This window comes from Exiguobacterium sp. s80, assembly GCF_018618725.1.
Classification (GTDB): domain Bacteria; phylum Bacillota; class Bacilli; order Exiguobacteriales; family Exiguobacteriaceae; genus Exiguobacterium_A; species Exiguobacterium_A oxidotolerans.
The window spans coordinates 1,162,175-1,180,691 of record NZ_JACSMP010000001.1 but is presented as its reverse complement, the minus strand read 5'-3'; the positions used below and the strand labels follow the sequence as shown (position 1 = coordinate 1,180,691).

General features: G+C 48.2%; 17 protein-coding genes and 1 pseudogene. 15 read left to right on the top strand and 3 right to left on the bottom strand.

Annotation, left to right across the window (positions count from 1 at the left end; all coding sequences use genetic code 11):
- The first annotated feature begins 143 nt into the window (after positions 1-143).
- Positions 144-956 carry a GNAT family N-acetyltransferase gene (locus KNP94_RS06250; protein WP_088837412.1) on the top strand — a complete coding sequence of 271 codons (813 nt, stop codon included), beginning with the start codon at positions 144-146 and terminating at the stop codon, positions 954-956.
- 206 nt (positions 957-1,162) lie between these two features.
- On the opposite strand, the gene KNP94_RS06245 is transcribed toward KNP94_RS06250, so the two are convergent.
- Together KNP94_RS06245 and KNP94_RS06240 are read right to left on the bottom strand one after the other, a co-directional pair.
- Positions 1,163-2,134, bottom strand: coding sequence for a zinc-binding dehydrogenase (locus tag KNP94_RS06245; protein WP_215115432.1), 972 nt, complete (start codon positions 2,132-2,134; stop codon positions 1,163-1,165).
- Between the two features lie 2 nt (positions 2,135-2,136).
- Positions 2,137-2,628, bottom strand: a complete 492-nt coding sequence (locus tag KNP94_RS06240; RefSeq protein ID WP_215115431.1) for a lactoylglutathione lyase family protein — start codon at positions 2,626-2,628, stop codon at positions 2,137-2,139.
- A 107-nt stretch (positions 2,629-2,735) separates the two neighbouring features.
- On the opposite strand from KNP94_RS06240, the gene KNP94_RS06235 reads away from it, so the two are divergent.
- The 4 genes from KNP94_RS06235 to KNP94_RS06220 all read left to right on the top strand — a co-directional run bounded on the left by KNP94_RS06235 (position 2,736) and on the right by KNP94_RS06220 (position 5,773).
- Positions 2,736-3,038 carry a winged helix-turn-helix transcriptional regulator gene (locus KNP94_RS06235; protein ID WP_214807304.1) on the top strand — a complete coding sequence of 101 codons (303 nt, stop codon included), beginning with the start codon at positions 2,736-2,738 and terminating at the stop codon, positions 3,036-3,038.
- Positions 3,039-3,073: 35 nt separating this feature from the next.
- Positions 3,074-3,763: a metal-dependent hydrolase gene (locus KNP94_RS06230; RefSeq protein WP_214892084.1), complete on the top strand. Its 690-nt coding sequence runs from the start codon at positions 3,074-3,076 to the stop codon at positions 3,761-3,763.
- 202 nt (positions 3,764-3,965) lie between these two features.
- A complete protein-coding gene (locus KNP94_RS06225) occupies positions 3,966-4,865 on the top strand; it encodes a DUF4097 family beta strand repeat-containing protein (protein WP_215115430.1) in 900 nt (299 codons plus the stop codon).
- Entirely contained in the window at positions 4,862-5,773 is a 912-nt protein-coding gene (locus KNP94_RS06220; protein WP_214765184.1) for an FUSC family protein, read from the top strand. Before KNP94_RS06225 ends, KNP94_RS06220 begins: the two co-directional genes overlap by 4 nt.
- Positions 5,774-5,885: 112 nt before the next feature.
- On the opposite strand, the gene KNP94_RS06215 is transcribed toward KNP94_RS06220, so the two are convergent.
- Entirely contained in the window at positions 5,886-7,580 is a 1,695-nt protein-coding gene (locus KNP94_RS06215) for an Rqc2 family fibronectin-binding protein (protein ID WP_214765182.1), read from the bottom strand.
- Between the two features lie 169 nt (positions 7,581-7,749).
- On the opposite strand from KNP94_RS06215, the gene gmk reads away from it, so the two are divergent.
- From gmk to rsgA, 10 genes and pseudogenes are all read left to right on the top strand, one after another.
- Entirely contained in the window at positions 7,750-8,367 is a 618-nt protein-coding gene (gmk, locus tag KNP94_RS06210; RefSeq protein ID WP_200872407.1) for a guanylate kinase, read from the top strand.
- Position 8,368: 1 nt separating this feature from the next.
- Complete coding sequence (gene rpoZ, locus KNP94_RS06205) at positions 8,369-8,572, top strand: DNA-directed RNA polymerase subunit omega (protein ID WP_029330878.1); 204 nt, start codon at positions 8,369-8,371, stop codon at positions 8,570-8,572.
- A 56-nt stretch (positions 8,573-8,628) separates the two neighbouring features.
- Positions 8,629-9,819, top strand: coding sequence for a bifunctional phosphopantothenoylcysteine decarboxylase/phosphopantothenate--cysteine ligase CoaBC (gene coaBC / locus KNP94_RS06200; protein ID WP_214768615.1), 1,191 nt, complete (start codon positions 8,629-8,631; stop codon positions 9,817-9,819).
- Positions 9,816-12,140: a primosomal protein N' gene (priA, locus tag KNP94_RS06195; RefSeq protein WP_214807306.1), complete on the top strand. Its 2,325-nt coding sequence runs from the start codon at positions 9,816-9,818 to the stop codon at positions 12,138-12,140. The genes coaBC and priA overlap by 4 nt, the downstream gene beginning before the upstream one ends.
- Before the next feature lie 9 nt (positions 12,141-12,149).
- Positions 12,150-12,581, top strand: a pseudogene (def, locus tag KNP94_RS15885) (peptide deformylase); the annotation flags it as partial.
- Positions 12,582-12,614: 33 nt separating this feature from the next.
- Positions 12,615-13,535 carry a methionyl-tRNA formyltransferase gene (gene fmt / locus KNP94_RS06190; RefSeq protein WP_251132605.1) on the top strand — a complete coding sequence of 307 codons (921 nt, stop codon included), beginning with the start codon at positions 12,615-12,617 and terminating at the stop codon, positions 13,533-13,535.
- Complete coding sequence (gene rsmB, locus KNP94_RS06185; RefSeq protein ID WP_214810835.1) at positions 13,532-14,860, top strand: 16S rRNA (cytosine(967)-C(5))-methyltransferase RsmB; 1,329 nt, start codon at positions 13,532-13,534, stop codon at positions 14,858-14,860. The genes fmt and rsmB overlap by 4 nt, the downstream gene beginning before the upstream one ends.
- A gap of 61 nt (positions 14,861-14,921) precedes the next feature.
- A complete protein-coding gene (locus tag KNP94_RS06180) occupies positions 14,922-15,656 on the top strand; it encodes a Stp1/IreP family PP2C-type Ser/Thr phosphatase (protein WP_088837400.1) in 735 nt (244 codons plus the stop codon).
- Positions 15,657-15,658: 2 nt separating this feature from the next.
- Complete coding sequence (gene pknB / locus KNP94_RS06175; protein WP_215115428.1) at positions 15,659-17,575, top strand: Stk1 family PASTA domain-containing Ser/Thr kinase; 1,917 nt, start codon at positions 15,659-15,661, stop codon at positions 17,573-17,575.
- Between the two features lie 36 nt (positions 17,576-17,611).
- Entirely contained in the window at positions 17,612-18,517 is a 906-nt protein-coding gene (rsgA, locus tag KNP94_RS06170; protein WP_214892066.1) for a ribosome small subunit-dependent GTPase A, read from the top strand.

Genomic DNA, 18,517 nt, shown 5'->3' with positions numbered 1-18,517 from the left:
TCAAATACCAGAGTGTAAATAGAGGCTCCTTATCCGGACGGGTAAGGAGCCTTGACGATTTTAGATGAATGTTTTTTGACTTGTCGTATGGGGTGGAAACTTTTTTTGTTACACTAGTTGTAGAACAAAGGAGGTCGCTTCAGATGGTAACGCATTATCGGGATTATGAGAGTTTTAAACGCGTGGCTGTTCCTTTCCTTGAACAGCGCAGTGAGGTCCACCAATTGCCGCTCGGTATCTTGGCACGGGGGGATACGCCACTTTTGATGGCGATCGCTGAAGAAGACGACCGAAAAATCATCATCCTACAAACGATTGAAGAACAGGCGATTTTGGCAGGTGAAGCATTTTCGGATCCAAGCATGCGAAAACTTGCCCGGATTTTTGACTGTAAGGGATATGTCGGAGAACATGCGCTCGTCAAGCCGCTTCTTGCTCCGCATACGAAATACCGTGTGAAGATGGATCAAGGAATGTATGCCTTACATCACGTGACGGGACCACCGCAACTTGAATACGCTTTTCGTATCGTTGACGAACAGGCTGTCGACCAAGCCGTCTCGTTCGGATGGGACTTCATTTGCGAGACCGGTGCATTAGCCGTGACGGAGCGGAATCGTCTTCAAAATGAACAGACGATTCGTCGTCATAGTTCAAAGCAGACGTTATTTGGTCTGTTCGACGGGGACCGTCTCATATCCATGACGTCAGCTAGTCGACCGACGACGTCAGGCGTGACCGTCTCTTACGTCTATACGCCGCCGGAACTTAGAGGGCGAGGTCTTGCTTCTGATCTCGTGGCCCGTGTCTGTACCTATTTGCTGGAGCAAGCGTACCCGATGATCACACTCTATACGGACTGGTCGAACCCGACGTCCAATAAAATCTATCAAGCAATCGGCTTTCAACTCGTCGGTCGCTCGTTACAAATCACAAAAACCGATAAATACCGGTAGTCAAGAGTCGGTCTGTTTGTCTTTGACAACGGAACATAAGCTTTTTTCCTGTTTGGTGCGGGCGAAGCGAATGATTTTTTCAACACGGGATGAAAACTGTTGTTGCGGTGTTACAGCTATGCATCAAATCATGATAAATATAAAAACGCCGATGCTGCCGTCTGAAAAATGGAAGCATCGGCGTTTTAATTTCGGGTGTTGCCTACTTAAAACGTCGCGATGATTTTACCGCGGACGTGTCGTTCTGCCAACCGCTTTAGCCCTTCGACCAGTTGATCGGCTGGGATGATATCTGTGACGAGTGGATCGAGTTCATTCTGTTGCACGAGCAGAAGCAACGTCGATGCCATATGACCAAGGTTACGGATGGCGCGGTCATTTTGACTCGCGTAAGCAGCGGCAAGCGCGACTTCATGGATTGACGGTGACAACGTAAACGGTTTGACGATCGACAAATCCGGACCGCCGGCGATATAAGCGAGTTGACCGGAAAAGGCGAGCCGTCCTAAATCGTCCGTCGCTTCAGCTCGGCCGACCGTATTCAAGATTAAATCGACACCACGTCCATCCGTCCAGTCGCGAATCACATCGGTGATGTTCTCCAGTTTATAATCAATCGCTAAGTCCGCCCCTAGTTGTCTGACCCAGTCATGATTTTCAGTCGACGCTGTTGTCGCGACACGTAAGCCAAGACGTTTCGCAAGCTGGATACCGAACCCGCCAACACCACCGGCACCGGCGTGGATGAGAATCGTCTCTTTATCCGTCGTGTTCATCTTTTGATGGATCGCTTCATAAGCCGTCATCCCGGCGCAGAGAATCGCTGCGGCATCGGTAAAGCTGACGTCTTCCGGAATGAGGGCAAGTGCCCGTGCATCGACTGCAGCGTATTCCGCGAACGCTCCATTTTTTTGAAGGTTCGTATGAATCGCCACACGATCTCCAATCGAAAGACCAACTGTTTCTGAACCGACTTGCTCAACGACTCCGGCTAAATCGACACCGGGAATGTGCGGGAACGTCCAATCGGGATTGTTCGTCGCTTTGTAATCGACAGGATTCAGGGCGACGGCTTTAACACGAATCAACGCTTCATGTGCTTTAAGTTGCGGCATCTCGACGTCACGGTACTGCCAATTTTCAATAGATGTTCCCTCTTGATTGAGCCACGCCTTCATGATTAATAGGCGCCTTCGGAGTACGTCAATTCATATGAGTGTGAATAGAGTTCGACGAGGTTACCGAACGGATCTTCACAATATACCATGCGGTACGGTTTTTCACCCGGGTAGTATTCACGAATCGGCATCCGTTGTTTGCCGCCGTGAGCCACAATTTTTTCGACCATGCCTTCAATATCCGGGTCTTGAATCGCGTAATGGAAAATACCTGTTTTCCAGAATTCGAAGTTATTTTCCGGTTGTTCATTGTTCGGGAATTCAAAGAGTTCGATCCCGATCCGGTCGCCTGTCGCCATATGCGCGATGCGGAATTTGCCCCATCCTGCTCCAAATACGTCCGTACACATGACGCCGATTGGGGAATCGTCTTCAACGACATCAGATGGTTCCATGATGACGTACCATCCCATAACCTCCGAATAAAACTTAATAGCTGCCTCTAAATCTGGGACCGAAAGTCCGATGTGTGAAAAATTACGTGGGTAAGTCATGTTTGTTGTCTCCTTTGCTTTTTGATTTACGCTAACGGTAACTTACGATACACTCGATTGCATAGTACGCACTTTGAAGTAACTACTTGAAGGAGAGACGAAAAGTAATGACGACAGAACAATTTCCAGTTAATCGAGCGCTCGAAATCATTGGTGGAAAATGGCGCCCACGGTTATATTGCACGTTAGAGAACGGTCCTAAACGTTTTCTAGAATTGCATCGGTCGATTCCGGGCATCTCAAGGAAGGTGTTGACAGATCAATTAAAGGAACTTGAACGACTTGGCATGGTCGAACGGATTGAATTTGATGAAGCGGTCCTGCATGTCGAATACCGACTGACAGATGCTGCGTTTACGCTTCAACCGGCGATGAAAGGTTTATGTGCTTGGGGAGAGGGGAAAAAATAACTCGTTCCGATTATTTGTTAGGGGAGGTCTTTTAAATGAAAGTGACATATCACGGACAGTCAACGGTAACGATTGAAACGAATGGACAACACATCGTGATTGACCCGTTTTTTAGTGGGAATGACAAAGCGATGACAAAACCGGAAGACGTCAAAGCAGATTTTATTCTTTTGACCCACGCCCATGCCGATCATATGGCGGATGCGGAAACGATTGCGAAGTCGACGGGCGCGACGATTGTCGCAACACATGAACTAGCGACGTATTTAAGTTTTAAAGGGTTGAATGTTCATCCGATGAATATCGGCGGTCAATTTGAATTTCCATTCGGAAAAGTAAAAATGACGCAAGCCTTCCATTCTTCAAGCATCATTGATGAAGAGAAGCAGACCATCATGTACATGGGAATGCCGGCTGGCTTCTTACTGACGATTGAAGATAAGGTACTGTACCATGCAGGAGATACGGCGTTGTTCGGCGATTTAGCATTGTATGGGGCACATCATGACATTGATCTTGCATTTTTACCAATCGGCGACAATTTCACGATGGGACCGGAAGATGCCTTAATCGCTGCCGATATGTTGCAGGCGAACGCGGTTGTACCGATTCATTACGATACATTCGACTTAATCAAACAAGATGCCAAATCTTTTTGTGATGAGCTTGAAGCGCAAGGGCAGACAGGTCATCCTTTAGCGATTGATGAATCGCTTGAACTGTAAAGCAGATTTTGAAAAATTAGCGCTAACTTAAAAGGAAGAAGGAGAATCATTTCAGCTGATTCTTCTTCTTCCTTTTTTTTACCGCCGTTCATTCTTCCGCCCGATGCCAAGACATTTACGATTTTCGTATGATGGAGAGAGGATGTTGACAGGACAATCATAAATTCGGAATAATGGAAGTGAACTGGATGGAGGTAAACGGATGGACGATACAACGAGTAGATCAGAACGAAAACGAAAACAGTCGACGTTTACACGTTTAAAAGAAAAAAGACGAAAACAAAATGATTCTTTTGAAAGAATTGGTCAGCGCAAGCCTGTTCGCCGTCCGTGGATACTATATGCTTCGGTCGGATCAGCCCTTTTTCTTCTATACGCGGTGACACTCTTACTTACGACAGATTCTTTATCTCGTGGTGAGACATTCAAGACGACGAACCGCTATAAAAAATTACAAATCGAAGCACCGAACGCGAGCATCAACTTCGTTAGAAGCACGGATGGGAATGTTCAATTGAAACTGGTCGATAGTGCTTCAAGTAAAAAACGCTTAAAAGTCGGGACGTCAGGAAATACGATTACCGTGACAGGACGTGACGGCTGGCTGGCCCGATTCGGAAATCGACCGAGCTTGAAAACGGGGGATTATGAGATTGAAGTTGGTTTACCCAGCTATATGAATCGGATTGATGTCGATGCGGCCTCGTTAACAGGGATGGGCGTTTTTGCCAAGGTGATTCAGCTTGACGCGGAGACGATTCGTCTGAACAAAATTAACGCAGATGACGTGACATTGATTGGGAGCGGATCTGTTGACATCGAGGATTTGAATGCTGTTCATGCTGATATCACAGGAAAGAGTGTCAAACTCGACGAATATGGTGTGAAACTTGATTTAAGCGTCAAGACGATTGATGGAGCGATTCGATTAAATCCTGCAAAAACCGCTGGGACAATTACGGTTGAAACGGATGGAGACGTGAAAGCTGCAAAACGTTACACGAAATTAAAAGACGACAGTGCAGTTATTTATGAGCTGTCGAAACAAGAAAAGCCGGAAGTGACGGTTGAAAGTGAAGTCGGGCAGGTGACGCTCGAGTGAACATCCAATTTCGAATCGGTCTCCGTACCATTAAGACAGGGATCGCCGTCGCGATTGCGCTCAGCTTCTCTTGGTACGTCTTTGACATCTATTCTGGAATGGGAGCCGTCGCAGCAATCGTTGCGATGCAACCGACGATTCACCGCTCCTTTAAAATGTTCTTTAATCGAGTGTTCGGAACGATTTTAGGCCTTGTCTGTGGTCTCGTAGTCGTTGCGACGTTAGGGGCAAACCCCTTGACGATTGGGTTAGCCGTTATCGTGTCGCTCGTCTTCAACTCGATGATTGGTCGGACGGACATGTCGACGTTTGCTGCCTTTGCCATCGTTTTGATGTTTGAAAGTCCGACTGCCGATTATGTCCATTATGCCTTGACGCGGTCTCTGTTGACGGTCGTTGGTGTTTTATCGGCGGTCGCCGTCAACTATATCGTCTTCCCACCGCACTATGAAAACCGTTTGATGTTGCTCGTTAAAAAAACGACGCAACAATTAATGGAGGACTGGCGGAGTCTCGTTAAGGACGACGCAAAACTGCTGGCAGTCCGTAAGCAAGTGCTAAAACATGAAGAGATGATGTTGATGCTTCAAGAAGATCAAAAATATCCGCTCGTGACGAGTGGACAAAGTGAACCGTTTATTGAACTGAAGCAGCTCGTCGATTTAGAAGATAAATTACTGTTACTGCTTGAGAGTATCGCCAGTCACCGAGATATCCCGATGACGGATGAACAAGAAAAAATGCTCGGTCAAGAGATCGACTTTTTGTTGAGTCATCATTATGATGTGATTTTTTCGCATGAACGGAAACAATCAATGTTCTCGTTTGATGAAGAAGTGAATGAAGCGAAGGATATCATCAATGGGCATCTCCTTGATTACCGTGAACAGCTCGAAAAAATCAAGTAGATGTTCTCTCCGAGCGGGCGTCTCATAATATTTTCGTAAAAGAAGACGAACACGCCAAAAAAGATGGAACGTCACTTCAAAGTGATGTTCCATCTTTTTTAGCGTGTAAATATCATTTTAGGCGAAGCGTTTGTACGAGACTCGCATCCGGAGTGACGTACAACGTCGTTTGATCCGTGTAGATGACGAAACCGGGTTTGGCACCACTTGGCTTCTTGACATGACGGAGTTCCGTGAAATCGACAGGGACTTGACTCGATTCACGTGCTTTTGAATAATAAGCAGCGACGATTGCAGCTTCTTTTAATGTCGTTTCATCCGGTTCATCACTCCGAATGATGACGTGCGAGCCGGGTATGTCTTTCGTATGCAACCAGGTTTCGGAGCGTCGTCCGAATTTGAACGTCGCATAGTCATTTTGTTTGTTATTCTTACCGACGAAGAAGTCGATGCCCGTCGAAGATTGATAAGCTTCAAGTTTTGGGACGAGCGGTTTCTTTTTCTTTTTACTGCGCTCGCGTAAGTAGCCTTCTTCGACGAGTTCTTCGCGCATTTCCCGGATATCATCGGGTGATGCAACCTCGAGTTGGGCGAGTAACGACTCGAAGTAATCGATTTCGAGTTGGTTCTTCGTCAATTGTTTTGCGACTTCAACTTTGGCTGTCTTTAGTTTGTTGTAGCGTTTATAGTAACGCTGTGCATTTTCGTTCGGTGAGAAACGGGGATCGAGTGCAATCGTGATTTCTTTCCCGTCCTCATCATAATAATCGACGACGGTCGCTTCTTTCATCCCGCGTTGTAATTGATACAAGTAGGTCGTCAAGAGCTCACCTTTATGCTTCAGTTCATCCATCTTCTCAGTCGCCGCAAGGTCACGTTCGAGTTTCGTCCGTTTTAAGAGGTTCTTCTCGTATTCACTCTTAATGAAGCGTTCTAAATCCGCGGCCTGTTGTTTGACACGGTCGCGGTTCGATTTTTGATGGAAAAAGGCATCGAGGACGTCACCACTCGTCGTGAACGTTTTTTCATCGACAATCTCGCCATGCTGTAAGGCAACGGGCGAAAACCGTTCTTTCCCACTCGCGAGCCGTTGGAAATAGTACGGTCCTTCCAGTTCGTTCAAGACGGACCGGAGTGCTTCCGCGAGCGAAGTTCGATTGGCAAGTCCTGCACGCAAGACGACTTCTTCAGCGATTTGTGGGGATAGTCCACTGAACAGCCCGAGTAATTGACGGTCAATCTTACCGGCGTTCCAATCGATACGATGTAAGGCTGTTTCAATATCCCCGGTCAATGGATCGACTTTATCCTGTTGCGGGGGGAGTTGATATTGTAGTCCCGGCATGATCGTCCGGAACGTATTTTGACTGAGTGGAAGATGCTTAATCGCATCAAGGATTTTGTCCTGACCATCCGTCAATAGAATGTTCGAGTGACGTCCCATCAATTCGATGTACAATTTTTTAGCTTCTTCGTCACCGAGTTCATTGCGGGAACGAATACGCATCAAAATGACACGGTCCCGTCCTAATTGTTCAATTGATTCGATGAAGCCACCTTCTAGATGCTTCCGGAGCATCATGCAAAACATCGGGGGTTCGCTAGGATTGCTCGTCGATTCGCTCGTCATATGCAAACGTGCATACATTGCGTTCGCAGATGCGAGTAGGGTGACGTTCTTACGATCGGCCCGGATGCTAAAAATTAAATCGAGTGCGTACGGTTGATGAATCTTGTTGATCCGCCCACCGACGAGCATCTGTAGTTCGTTGACGACACGTGTCGTCATCAATCCATCAAAAGCCATGATATTACCTTCTTTCCTGATTTCGTTTCCACTTTCTAAAGGTAACAGAAACGGCTTCGTTATGGTATGATAAAGCAGTCGAGCTAGAAAAAGATTACTTGCGAACTTCCTGTCTATACTGCTAATATGAAACAATGTGAAGTTTGTTAGATGGAGGGGTTCTGAAGTGATTTTCAAAGAGCGTGGCTTATTACTCGTATTATCTGGTCCAAGTGGTGTTGGTAAAGGGACGGTTTGTCGTGCCTTACGTGAAGACGAGGACAATAATTTGCATTATTCGGTGTCATGTACGACACGGAAACCGCGTGAAGGAGAAATTGATGGTGTTCATTATTTCTTCAAAACACGTGATGAGTTCGAGCATATGATTGAAAACAATCAATTACTTGAGCATGCAGAATTTGTTGGGAATTATTACGGTACACCAGTTGACTGGGTGAACAAAATCTTAGATGAAGGTAAAGATGTCATCTTAGAAATCGAAGTACAAGGTGCGATGCAAGTGAAGGAGCACTTCCCGGAAGCGGTCTTCTTGTTCTTGGCGCCTCCGAGTCTTCAAGAATTACGCAATCGTCTCATCGGGCGAGGGACTGAATCAGAAGAAGTCATCAAACAACGTCTCCTCGTTGCAAAAGAAGAGATTGAAATGATGGATGCTTATGATTATGTCGTGACGAATGATGAAATTCACAAAGCGTGTGATCGGATTCAAGCAATCGTCACTGCGGAACATTGTAGTCGGGAACGCGTTGCGTCCCTTTATAAAAAAGCCATGGAGGTTAAATAACATGTTATATCCATCAGTAGATAAGCTACAAAAGAAAGTCCCTTCTAAATACACAATTGTGACGGTCGCTGCTAAACGAGCGCGTCAAATTCAAGACGGAAAACGTGTGAAAGTAGCGAATCCGAAATCACATAAGCCAGTCGGAAAAGCCCTTGAAGAGCTCTACTTCGGAGAGGTATTGGTCACGAACCAACCGCAAGACTAATTTTGAAGCAGCCACTCCTCATTGTGGCTGTTTTTTTCAATAAGGAGGAGTTCAATATGCTAACGAATCGTAATATCTTACTCTGCGTCGGAGGTGGAATTGCCTCCTATAAAGCAGCGGCACTCGCCTCAAAACTTGTTCAGGCAGGGGCGGACGTCCAAGTCGCAATGACGAAAAATGCGCAACAATTCGTCGGGAAGACGACGTTTGAGGCATTGACACGGAAGCCGGTCTATGATGATGTCTTCATCGAACATGATGCTTCGAAAATCGCGCATATCGATTTAGCGGACGAGGCGGATTTGATTGTCGTCGCTCCAGCGACAGCGAATTTGATTGCCAAACTCGCGACAGGCATCGCCGACGATTTCATCACGACGACGATTCTCGCTGCGAAGTGTCCTGTCGTCGTCGCACCGGCGATGAACGTCAATATGCTCGAACATCCGGCGACAGTCCGAAATCTCGATCAATTGATGGCAGACGGCGTCCAGGTGATTGCACCAGGAGTCGGTAATCTTGCTTGTGGATGGGTCGGGAAAGGACGTCTTCCGGAGCCTGAGGATTTAGTCGAGACCATCAAAGGGCTCTTCGAGACGAAACCACTTGCCGGGCGTCATGTATTAGTCAGTGCCGGTCCGACAATCGAACGGATTGATCCGGTCCGTTATCTAACAAATGATTCGTCCGGAAAAATGGGTGTTGCGCTAGCAGAAGCAGCACGTGATTTTGGCGCTACGGTGACACTCGTCCATGGACCGATTAAAGGCGAACTGCCGAGCGGGATGACGACAGTGGCGATTGAATCAGGAGACGAGATGCTCCATGAGATGCTTACGCGTTATGCGGCACAAGATTTAGTCATCATGGCGGCAGCAGTGGCCGATTATCGTCCAACGGTTCAATATACGAAAAAACAGAAAAAAATCGATGGGCCGTTACGGATTGAACTCGAAGAGACGACGGACATTTTACGGACGTTGGGTGAGCAGAAGACGCATCAAGTGCTTGTCGGGTTCGCGGCTGAGACGGAACAAGTCGAAGTTCACGCTCTGAAAAAACTAGAGCGAAAGCATGCTGATTTTATTGTCGCAAATGATGTCTCCCGTCCGGACATCGGATTTTCAAGTGACGAAAACCAAGTGACGGTTTTCGGGAAAAATGGTCCCGCTAGACACTACGGTCAACAACTGAAAACGGATTTAGCGAAAGTTTTACTGGAACAATTCGCTGAGGTCTTACGATGATTGCTGAAGTCATCGTCGATGTAGCAGCAGCGACCGTCGACCGACCGTTCGATTATGAAGTACCGGAATTGTGGCAGAATCTTGTCGTTCCCGGCATGCGAGTCGAAGTACCCTTTGGGCCACGGGCGTTACTTGGCATCGTCGTCGCGACAAAGGAAGAAAGCGATTTGACACGGATTAAACCGATTGTCCGTGTTCTTGATGAAGTTCCGACCTATACGGAGGAACTGTTAGAACTTTCCTCGTATCTGTCGGAGACGACACTTTGTTATCAAGCGACGGCGTTACTCGCGATGTTACCCGCGGCGTTAAAGGTCAGTTATGATAAACTGATTTTGACGGAAACTGCTCGATTTTCGAACTGGAACCGCAAAAAAATCAGTCAGTTCCCGAGTGAAGTCCAACAGGAAATCTTACTCGCCGCACGCCAAGGCGAGATTGAGCTCCAACCGGTCGTCAAAGAAAAAAAGACGACGAAAACGGACAAACGGATTCGCCTGCTCGATCCGTCGATTCCGTTGTCGAGCCAAGCAACGAAACAAGTATTGTTGCGGGACTATTTAATCGAACAGAAAGAGACGATGTGGAGTCACGTCATGCATGAGCTCGATTTGACATTAAGCATCGTCCATACGCTAGAACGTAAAGGTGTCCTCAGTGTCGAAACGGTGGACATCCATCGCAATCCCTACGAACATTTGACGCAGGATATCTTTACGCCTGCGATGCTGACAGCTGATCAACAGGCGGCGGTCGACGCGATTACGGCGCCGGACGAAACGGCGACCTTTTTACTGCATGGTGTGACCGGCAGTGGAAAAACGGAAGTTTACCTCGAGTCGATTCACGCGATGCTTGAACGGGGACGACAGGCGATTTTGCTTGTGCCCGAAATTAGTCTGACACCGATGATGGTCAAACGATTCAAGCGTCGGTTCGGGGAACGGGTCGCCGTCTTGCATAGCGGGTTGTCGCTCGGTGAGAAGTACGATGAATGGCGCAAGATTGCGCAAGGGGAAGTCGATGTCGTCGTCGGGGCACGCTCTGCCGTGTTTGCACCACTGACGAATGTCGGCATCATCATCTTAGATGAAGAACATGAAACAACGTATAAGCAAGAAGAAAATCCAAGGTACCATACGCGAGATGTCGCCACGTGGCGGGCTGCGTTCCATCATTGCCCGGTCGTCCTCGGAAGTGCGACACCGATTCTTGAGACATACGCCCGGTCGCAAAAAGGGGTCTATCAGTATTTACCGCTCAAGGAACGATTCGGTGGCGAGTTGCCTCCGGTCGATATCATCGACATGCGTAAAGAACTCGAGCGCGGGAACCGGACACCGTTTAGCTTGCCGCTGATCGAAGGAATCAAACAACGGATTGAGCGGGGCGAACAGACAGTCCTGCTACTCAATCGACGTGGTTATACGACGTTTGTCCTGTGTCGTGATTGTGGAGAGACGTTGCAGTGTCCGCACTGTGCCGTCAACTTGACGTATCATCAACAAGCCGATCGTCTCAAATGCCATTACTGTGGTTTCGAGGCAGCGATGCCAAAAGAATGTCCATCCTGTTCGTCGAAAAAAATTCGACAGTTCGGGACGGGGACGCAAAAGATTGAAGAAGAACTGGCACATTTGATTCCGGAAGCGAAAATCATTCGAATGGATCAAGATACGACGTCGCGTAAAGGCGCACACGAAAAGCTACTCAATGCCTTTGAACGACGCGAGGGAAACATTTTACTCGGGACGCAGATGATTGCGAAAGGGCTAGATTTTCCGAATGTCACACTCGTCGGTGTCATCGCAGCAGATGCGACACTTGGAATTCCTGATTTTCGGGCGAGTGAACGGACGTTCCAGTTGATTACGCAAGTCTCCGGACGCGCCGGTCGCGGTGAACTGGCTGGGCAATCCATCATCCAAACGTACAATCCCGAGCATTACGTCATCCAAACCGCAAAGCAACATGATTATGAAACGTTTTATAAACGTGAGATGCAATTACGTAAACTAGGTGGGCATCCCCCATTTTGGTTTTTAGGACTCATAACGATTTCAGCGGCGCATCCGCTAGAAGCACAAGCAGAGGCGGAAGCAATTGCGGCACAACTACGACATCTTGAGTCAGACGACCTCGTCGTCAATGGTCCGCTCGATGCACCGCTCGCCCGACTGAAAAACATGTATCGGCAGCAAGTCATTATAAAACACAAAGGTCAAGAAGAGGTGCGGGAGGCACTCCGCGCGATGCTCGCATTACGCATCAAACAAAAGATCCAAGTAACAGTGGATTTAAATCCATTCGTATTTATGTGAGGTGGCAGTATGTATAAAGTAGTAGAAGTTCCAAATGACGTATTGCGTCAGACGTGTCAACGCGTCACGAAGTTTGATAAAAAGTTAGGCAAGATGATCGATCGAATGTTCGACACGATGTACGAGTATGACGGCGTCGGACTCGCAGCACCACAAGTTAATCAGCCGATCCGTGTCGCCGTTGTCCATACCGATGACGAGACAGGTCCGATTGAGTTGATCAACCCGGAAATCCTCGAATCAAGTGGATCGCAAATCGATGACGAAGGGTGTTTGAGTATGCCTGGTGTCTTCGGTCCTGTCGAACGATTCGACCACATCGTCGTCAAAACACAAGACCGCCTTGGACGCAGCGTTAAAATCAAAGCAAGTGGTTTTTTCGCGCGTGCAATCCAGCATGAGATGGATCATCTCGACGGCGTGCTGTTCACGGATAAACTCGTTGAACAGGATGCGGCACCACGTGTCGTTTTCATGGGGACGCCTGAATTTGCAGCGAGTACGCTCCGTGAAGTGATTGATGCTGGGTACAATGTCGTCGGTGTCGTCTCGCAGCCGGATAAACCGGTCGGACGAAAACGCGAAATTAAACCGACACCGGTCAAAGAAGTCGCACTTGCCCACGCGATTCCTGTCTTGCAACCGATGAAGATTCGCGAGGATTACCAAGACTTGCTCGACCTGAACCCGGACATCATCATCACGGCAGCTTACGGACAAATCGTTCCGTCTGCCGTACTTGAGGCTCCGAAATATGGCGCAATCAATGTCCACGCGTCCTTGTTACCAAAGTACCGTGGTGGGGCGCCGATTCATCAAGCCATCATCGATGGTGAGAAGGAGACGGGCGTGACAATCATGTATATGGTCGATCGCTTGGACGCGGGAGACATGTTATCAAAAATCATCGTCCCGATCGAAGAACGGGATACGGTCGGTACGATGTTCGAAAAATTGAGTGACGCTGGAGCACGTTTATTGATTGAAACACTCCCGCAGTTATTTGCTGGCAGACTAACACCAGAAGCGCAACGAGAAGAAGACGTGACATTTTCTCCGAATATCAGTCGGGAACGGGAACGGCTTGACTTCTCTCGCCCGGGGGAAGAACTTTATAACCACATCCGGGGGATGAACCCATTCCCGAGTGCCTATACGCTACTTGGCAAAGATCGACTTAAAGTCTACTTCGCTGAGAAGTGTGAAGGGACCGGAACACCAGGAGAAATCATTGCGCTCGACAGCGATGGTCCGGTCATTGCGACGGGCTCGGATATCGCCTTGAAACTCGTCGATCTCCAACCTGCCGGAAAGAAACGGATGGATGGTGCGACCTTCATGCGTGGGATTGGTCAGACGCTCGAAATCGGACAGAAAGTAGGCGAAGATGCATGAATGTACGCGATGCTGCAGTCACGACGTTATTGAAAATTGGACAAGGTGGTGCATTTTCGACGATCTCCGTCCACCAAATGCTTGAAAAACGGGCGATTTCAAAAGCCGATGTCGGATTATATACAGAACTCGTCTATGGGACACTCAGCCGTGAGTTGACACTCGACTATATCCTCGATCCGTTGCTCGCGTCACAAAAAAAACTCGATCCCTTCATGCGACCGTTACTCCGGATGAGTGTCTATCAGTTATTTTATCTAGACCGGATTCCGGATCACGCCGTCATCAACGAAGCGGTCGAAATCGCGAAAACGCGTGGAAAACCGCATATCGCAAAAGTTGTCAACGGTGTCTTACGTAACGTTTTACGTCAAGGGAAACCAGACTTCTCGGCGATTCCTTCAACGAGCAAACGAATCAGCATTGAGACGAGTCACCCGGAGTGGCTTGTCGAGCGCTGGATTGAATTGTTCGGGGAAGACGAGACGTTGAAGATTTGTCAAATCAACAACGAAGCGGCACCCGTCACGGTCCGCGTCAATCGGAATAAAGCGACCGTCGAAGAAGCCGTCGAATTACTCGAAGCCCAAGGTGTCTTTGCTAAACCAGCCGCCGTCGCCCCGGACGGACTTGAAATCATCAGTGGCAGTGTCCAACAAACGGATTTGCTCGACCGTGGGTATCTCTCGCTTCAAGATGAGAGTTCGATGCTCGTTGCGCGGGCCGTCGGAGCAGAACCGTCTGACCATGTGCTCGACAGTTGTGCAGCACCGGGTGGGAAAGCGATGCATATTGCGGAAGGCTTGACGACAGGTTCGTTGACGGCACTTGATTTACACACACATAAAATTAAATTACTAAAAAAACAGGCAGAACGTCTTGAACTCGATACGGTAGAAGCAGAAGCCCTCGACGCACGAAAAGTCGGCGACCGGTTCGATGCAGAATCGTTTGACCGGATTCTCGTTGATGCACCGTGCTCTGGACTCGGTGTCATCCGCCGGAAACCCGACATTAAATGGACAAAGCAACCAGGAAATTTAACACAGTTACCTGTCATTCAGCGACAAATCATCGAGGCAGTTCTTCCACTCGTCAAGCGCGGAGGGACATTCGTCTATTCGACGTGTACGATTGATCCAGTCGAAAATGAACAACAAACGGAATTTATCTTAAGCCAAGGGTTTGTTTTTGATGAGTCGTTCAAAGGGCGAATGCCAGAAAGCGTGCAGCCGTTGATTTCAGAACGGGCGGAGCTCAAGTTGCTTCCGACGACGCTTGGGACCGACGGATTTTACATCGCAGCCTTTAAAAAGCAAGGATGACACGCACGCTGAATTTTCTTAAATGCATCAACAGTAGGTGAGATAGAAGAGGAGGACGGTCATGGAGTTAGCTTATCTGACGACGACGGGAAAAGTGCGATTGCAAAACGAGGATACGGTGTTACTCGTTGGTGATGAAAAACAAGGGCTTGCCGTCGTCGCTGACGGAATGGGTGGTCACGCGGCAGGTGAGAAGGCAAGCGCGATTGTGCATCAAGTATTTGCTGATGCCTATGCGGACATGCCAAGCCGACCAGCTGAATTATCTTCTTGGATTGAACAGCAAGTGCAGGAAGCCAATTCTAAAATCTTACAGTACTCCAAGACAGAAAACTTGGCCGTCGTCGGAACGACGATGGCGTGTGTCTGTTGGTCGGACGAACTCCTCGTTATCGGTCATGTCGGGGATAGTCGAGTCTATGCGATTGAAGAAGGTCAACTGAAGCAACTGACAGATGATCATTCTTATGTCAATATGCTTAAGCAATTAGGTGAACTGTCGGAAGAAGAAGTCGAAAATCATCCACGTCGAAACGTCATCACGCGCTCGATTGGCTCGAACGAACTCGTCGACGTCGACGTCCAAGTCCGGGATGCACCAGATTATGAAATTGTCCTCGTCTGTAGTGACGGATTAACGGATGAAGTCCCTTATGAAGTAATACAACAGCTGCTACAAGAAGATGCGCCACTCGAGCAAATCGTTGAACGATTAGTTTTTGAGGCGAATGAGCGGGGTGGAGCAGACAACATCACCGTTGCTGCCATCCGTTTCAAAGAAAGAAAGAGGGGCTGAATATGCGATACGGAGATCGATTAAATGACCGCTACCGCATAGAACGGCTAGTTGGAAATGGCGGGATGGCGAATGTCTATCAAGCTTATGATGAAATCTTAAAACGGAATGTCGCAATCAAAATTTTACGGACTGAATTTTCGCATGATGAACAATTCATTCGGCGCTTTGAGCGCGAAGCTCATGCTGCGACAAGTTTGAACCATCCGAATATCGTTGCCGTCTATGATGTCGGTGAAGAGGATTCGATTTACTATATCGTGATGGAGTTCATCGATGGGATGACGTTGAAAACCTACTGTGAAGGACGACCGCTCGCAATCAATAAAGCGGTTGAAATCATCAGTCAGATTTGTGACGCGATTGATCATGCCCATGCCCATCGCATCATCCACAGAGATATAAAACCACAAAATATGCTCGTCCGAGAGGATGGTACGGTCAAGGTGACGGACTTCGGTATTGCCGTCGCGATGTCGAACGCGACATTGACACATACGATGTCCGTTCTTGGTTCAGTGCATTACTTCTCACCTGAGCAGGCAAAAGGAAAATTTGCCGATGAAAAATCGGATATTTATTCGCTCGGTGCTGTCCTTTATGAACTCGTGACAGGACACGTCCCGTTCGAAGGAGATTCACCCGTTGCCGTGGCATTAAAACACTTGCAAGATACAGCGCGGCGGCCATCCCTCTTGAATCCTGCCGTGCCGCAAGCGCTAGAAAACTGTATCATGCAGGCACTAGCGAAGGCCCCGCACGATCGGCAACAATCCGTTGCTGAATTTCGGGAAGATATGGTGACGGCCTTATCTGTTGAACGAGCAGATGAAGGGGTTCGCGGGGAAGATCCGATGGAGCAAACGATGGTGTTGAGTCCAGTCTCGGCTCCGTCCGGGACTCCGGTCAAGGAAGAAGAAGCTACGGTCGCGACAGTTGTACCGAAGCAAAAGAAAAAAAAGCGATGGTGGATTGTGCTCGTATTCCTCCTCCTACTCGGAGGTGCCGCGACAACGTTCGCGATGTGGCCGGATCCGACGGTCGTTGTGCCGGATGTCGCAAAAGAAGATGCGGACGAGGCCGAAAAACAACTTGAGAAACTCGGTTTTATCGTCGAATCGACTGAGCGATCAAGTGATACGATTGATGAAGGACTTGTCATCAGTCAAGCACCGCGGGCAAAAGTGACCGTCAAAAAAGGTTCGACGGTCAATCTTGTTGTCTCGACGGGCAGTGATCCGGTCGAAGTGCCGGATGTAACGGACGAAACAGAGAAAAAAGCGACCTCGATCTTGAAGGATGCTGGGTTCTCAAAAGTAGATGTCGAAAAAGAAGAGTCGGAAGACATCAAACAAGGCAATGTCATCCGGCAATCGATTTCAGCCGGAACAGAAGTGATTGCAAAAGAACAGACGATTACAATCACGGTATCCGAAGGTTCGTCAGCATTTGAATTGAAGGATTTGACGAACATGTCGAGTGCTGAAGCAAAAGCGTACTTGGACGCGACAGGTCTCGATGGTACATTCGAACAAGAATTTTCGAGTGAAGTCGAACTGGACCAAGTCATTCGTCAATTTCCGCAAGCGGGTGTCAAAGTCGAGCCGAACGATTCCGTGACGGTCTTTATTTCAAAAGGGGAGGAAGAACAAACCGTGACGGCGACCTTCCCGGAAAAAGTAGCCTACGATGCTGTAGGTGAAGGGGATGAAGATCCGCCGCGGCAAGTCATTCGAATCGAGACGGATGATGCTAAAGGGAAACGTACGGTGATTGAAGAGTCGATTGACAGTGACGAAACATTTGATGTTCCGGTGACGATTGATCCGGGCGAAGAAGGAAAAATCACGATTTATAAAGATGATGTAGTGTATCGCTCGAAAACGATTACCTATAAACAAGCGAAAGCAGAACAATGAGTGTGCTACGAACCGCAAATTGAAGGAGGGCATGGGATGGCAGAAAATCGTATCGAAGAAAATCGGGACGGGACGATCATTCGTCTACAAGGTGGGTTTTATGATGTCATGACGACGCAGGGCGAGGTGCGATCGCGCGCTCGGGGAAACTTCCGAAAACGTGGTATCAGTCCTGTTGTAGGAGATGAGGTCGTATTGCATATCGAAAGCGAAACTGGATACATTTTAGAAGTGAAGGAACGGCAAAATTTCCTGGTTCGTCCACCGGTCGCAAACATCGATCAAGCGTTGCTTGTCGTCTCAGCAGCAGAACCGGACTTTTCAGCCCATTTGCTCGATCGGTTTTTAGTCTTAATCGAAGCAAAAGAGATTCAACCTATCATTATCTTGACGAAGATGGATTTGTTGCAAGGAACAGCAGAAGCAGAAGTCCGGACGGCGATTGCCGGTTACCGACAAATCGGTTATCAGGTGATTGAGACGTCGAGTGAGACGCTAGAAGGGGTAGAGGAAGTCCGCCCGCTACTCAAGGAAAAAACAAGTGTGCTCGCGGGACAGTCGGGAGTCGGAAAAAGTTCATTGTTGAATGCGCTCGATGCGACGCTCGATCTCGAAACGAGCCACATCTCGAAATCGCTCGGACGCGGACGACATACGACGCGTCATGTGACGTTAATTCCGCTTGCAGAGGGTTTGATTGCTGATACGCCTGGGTTTTCGAACCTCGATTTTCCACACGAGATGGAAATCGAAGAATTACGTTGGTGTTTTCCGGAATTCGTCGCACGGCAAGATACGTGCAAATACCGTGGTTGCCTGCATTTAAACGAACCAGGCTGTGCTGTCAAAAAATCAGTTGAGGCAGAAGAAATCATGTCCTCACGCTATACGAATTATGGTATGTTTGTAGAGGAAATCAAGAATCGAGCGCGGAGGTATTGA

Bases quoted from the DNA above. Each gene is read 5' to 3' on its own strand.
- KNP94_RS06215 (WP_214765182.1), bottom strand. From the start codon at position 7,580: ATGGCTTTTGATGGATTGATGACGACACGTGTCGTCAACGAACTACAG.
- rsgA (WP_214892066.1), top strand. From the start codon at position 17,612: ATGGCAGAAAATCGTATCGAAGAAAATCGGGACGGGACGATCATTCGT.
- KNP94_RS06250 (WP_088837412.1), top strand. From the start codon at position 144: ATGGTAACGCATTATCGGGATTATGAGAGTTTTAAACGCGTGGCTGTT.
- KNP94_RS06245 (WP_215115432.1), bottom strand. From the start codon at position 2,134: ATGAAGGCGTGGCTCAATCAAGAGGGAACATCTATTGAAAATTGGCAG.
- KNP94_RS06235 (WP_214807304.1), top strand. From the start codon at position 2,736: ATGACGACAGAACAATTTCCAGTTAATCGAGCGCTCGAAATCATTGGT.
- coaBC (WP_214768615.1), top strand. From the start codon at position 8,629: ATGCTAACGAATCGTAATATCTTACTCTGCGTCGGAGGTGGAATTGCC.
- rsmB (WP_214810835.1), top strand. From the start codon at position 13,532: ATGAATGTACGCGATGCTGCAGTCACGACGTTATTGAAAATTGGACAA.
- priA (WP_214807306.1), top strand. From the start codon at position 9,816: ATGATTGCTGAAGTCATCGTCGATGTAGCAGCAGCGACCGTCGACCGA.
- KNP94_RS06240 (WP_215115431.1), bottom strand. From the start codon at position 2,628: ATGACTTACCCACGTAATTTTTCACACATCGGACTTTCGGTCCCAGAT.
- pknB (WP_215115428.1), top strand. From the start codon at position 15,659: ATGCGATACGGAGATCGATTAAATGACCGCTACCGCATAGAACGGCTA.
- KNP94_RS06180 (WP_088837400.1), top strand. From the start codon at position 14,922: ATGGAGTTAGCTTATCTGACGACGACGGGAAAAGTGCGATTGCAAAAC.
- fmt (WP_251132605.1), top strand. From the start codon at position 12,615: ATGGGGACGCCTGAATTTGCAGCGAGTACGCTCCGTGAAGTGATTGAT.
- rpoZ (WP_029330878.1), top strand. From the start codon at position 8,369: ATGTTATATCCATCAGTAGATAAGCTACAAAAGAAAGTCCCTTCTAAA.
- KNP94_RS06225 (WP_215115430.1), top strand. From the start codon at position 3,966: ATGGACGATACAACGAGTAGATCAGAACGAAAACGAAAACAGTCGACG.
- KNP94_RS06230 (WP_214892084.1), top strand. From the start codon at position 3,074: ATGAAAGTGACATATCACGGACAGTCAACGGTAACGATTGAAACGAAT.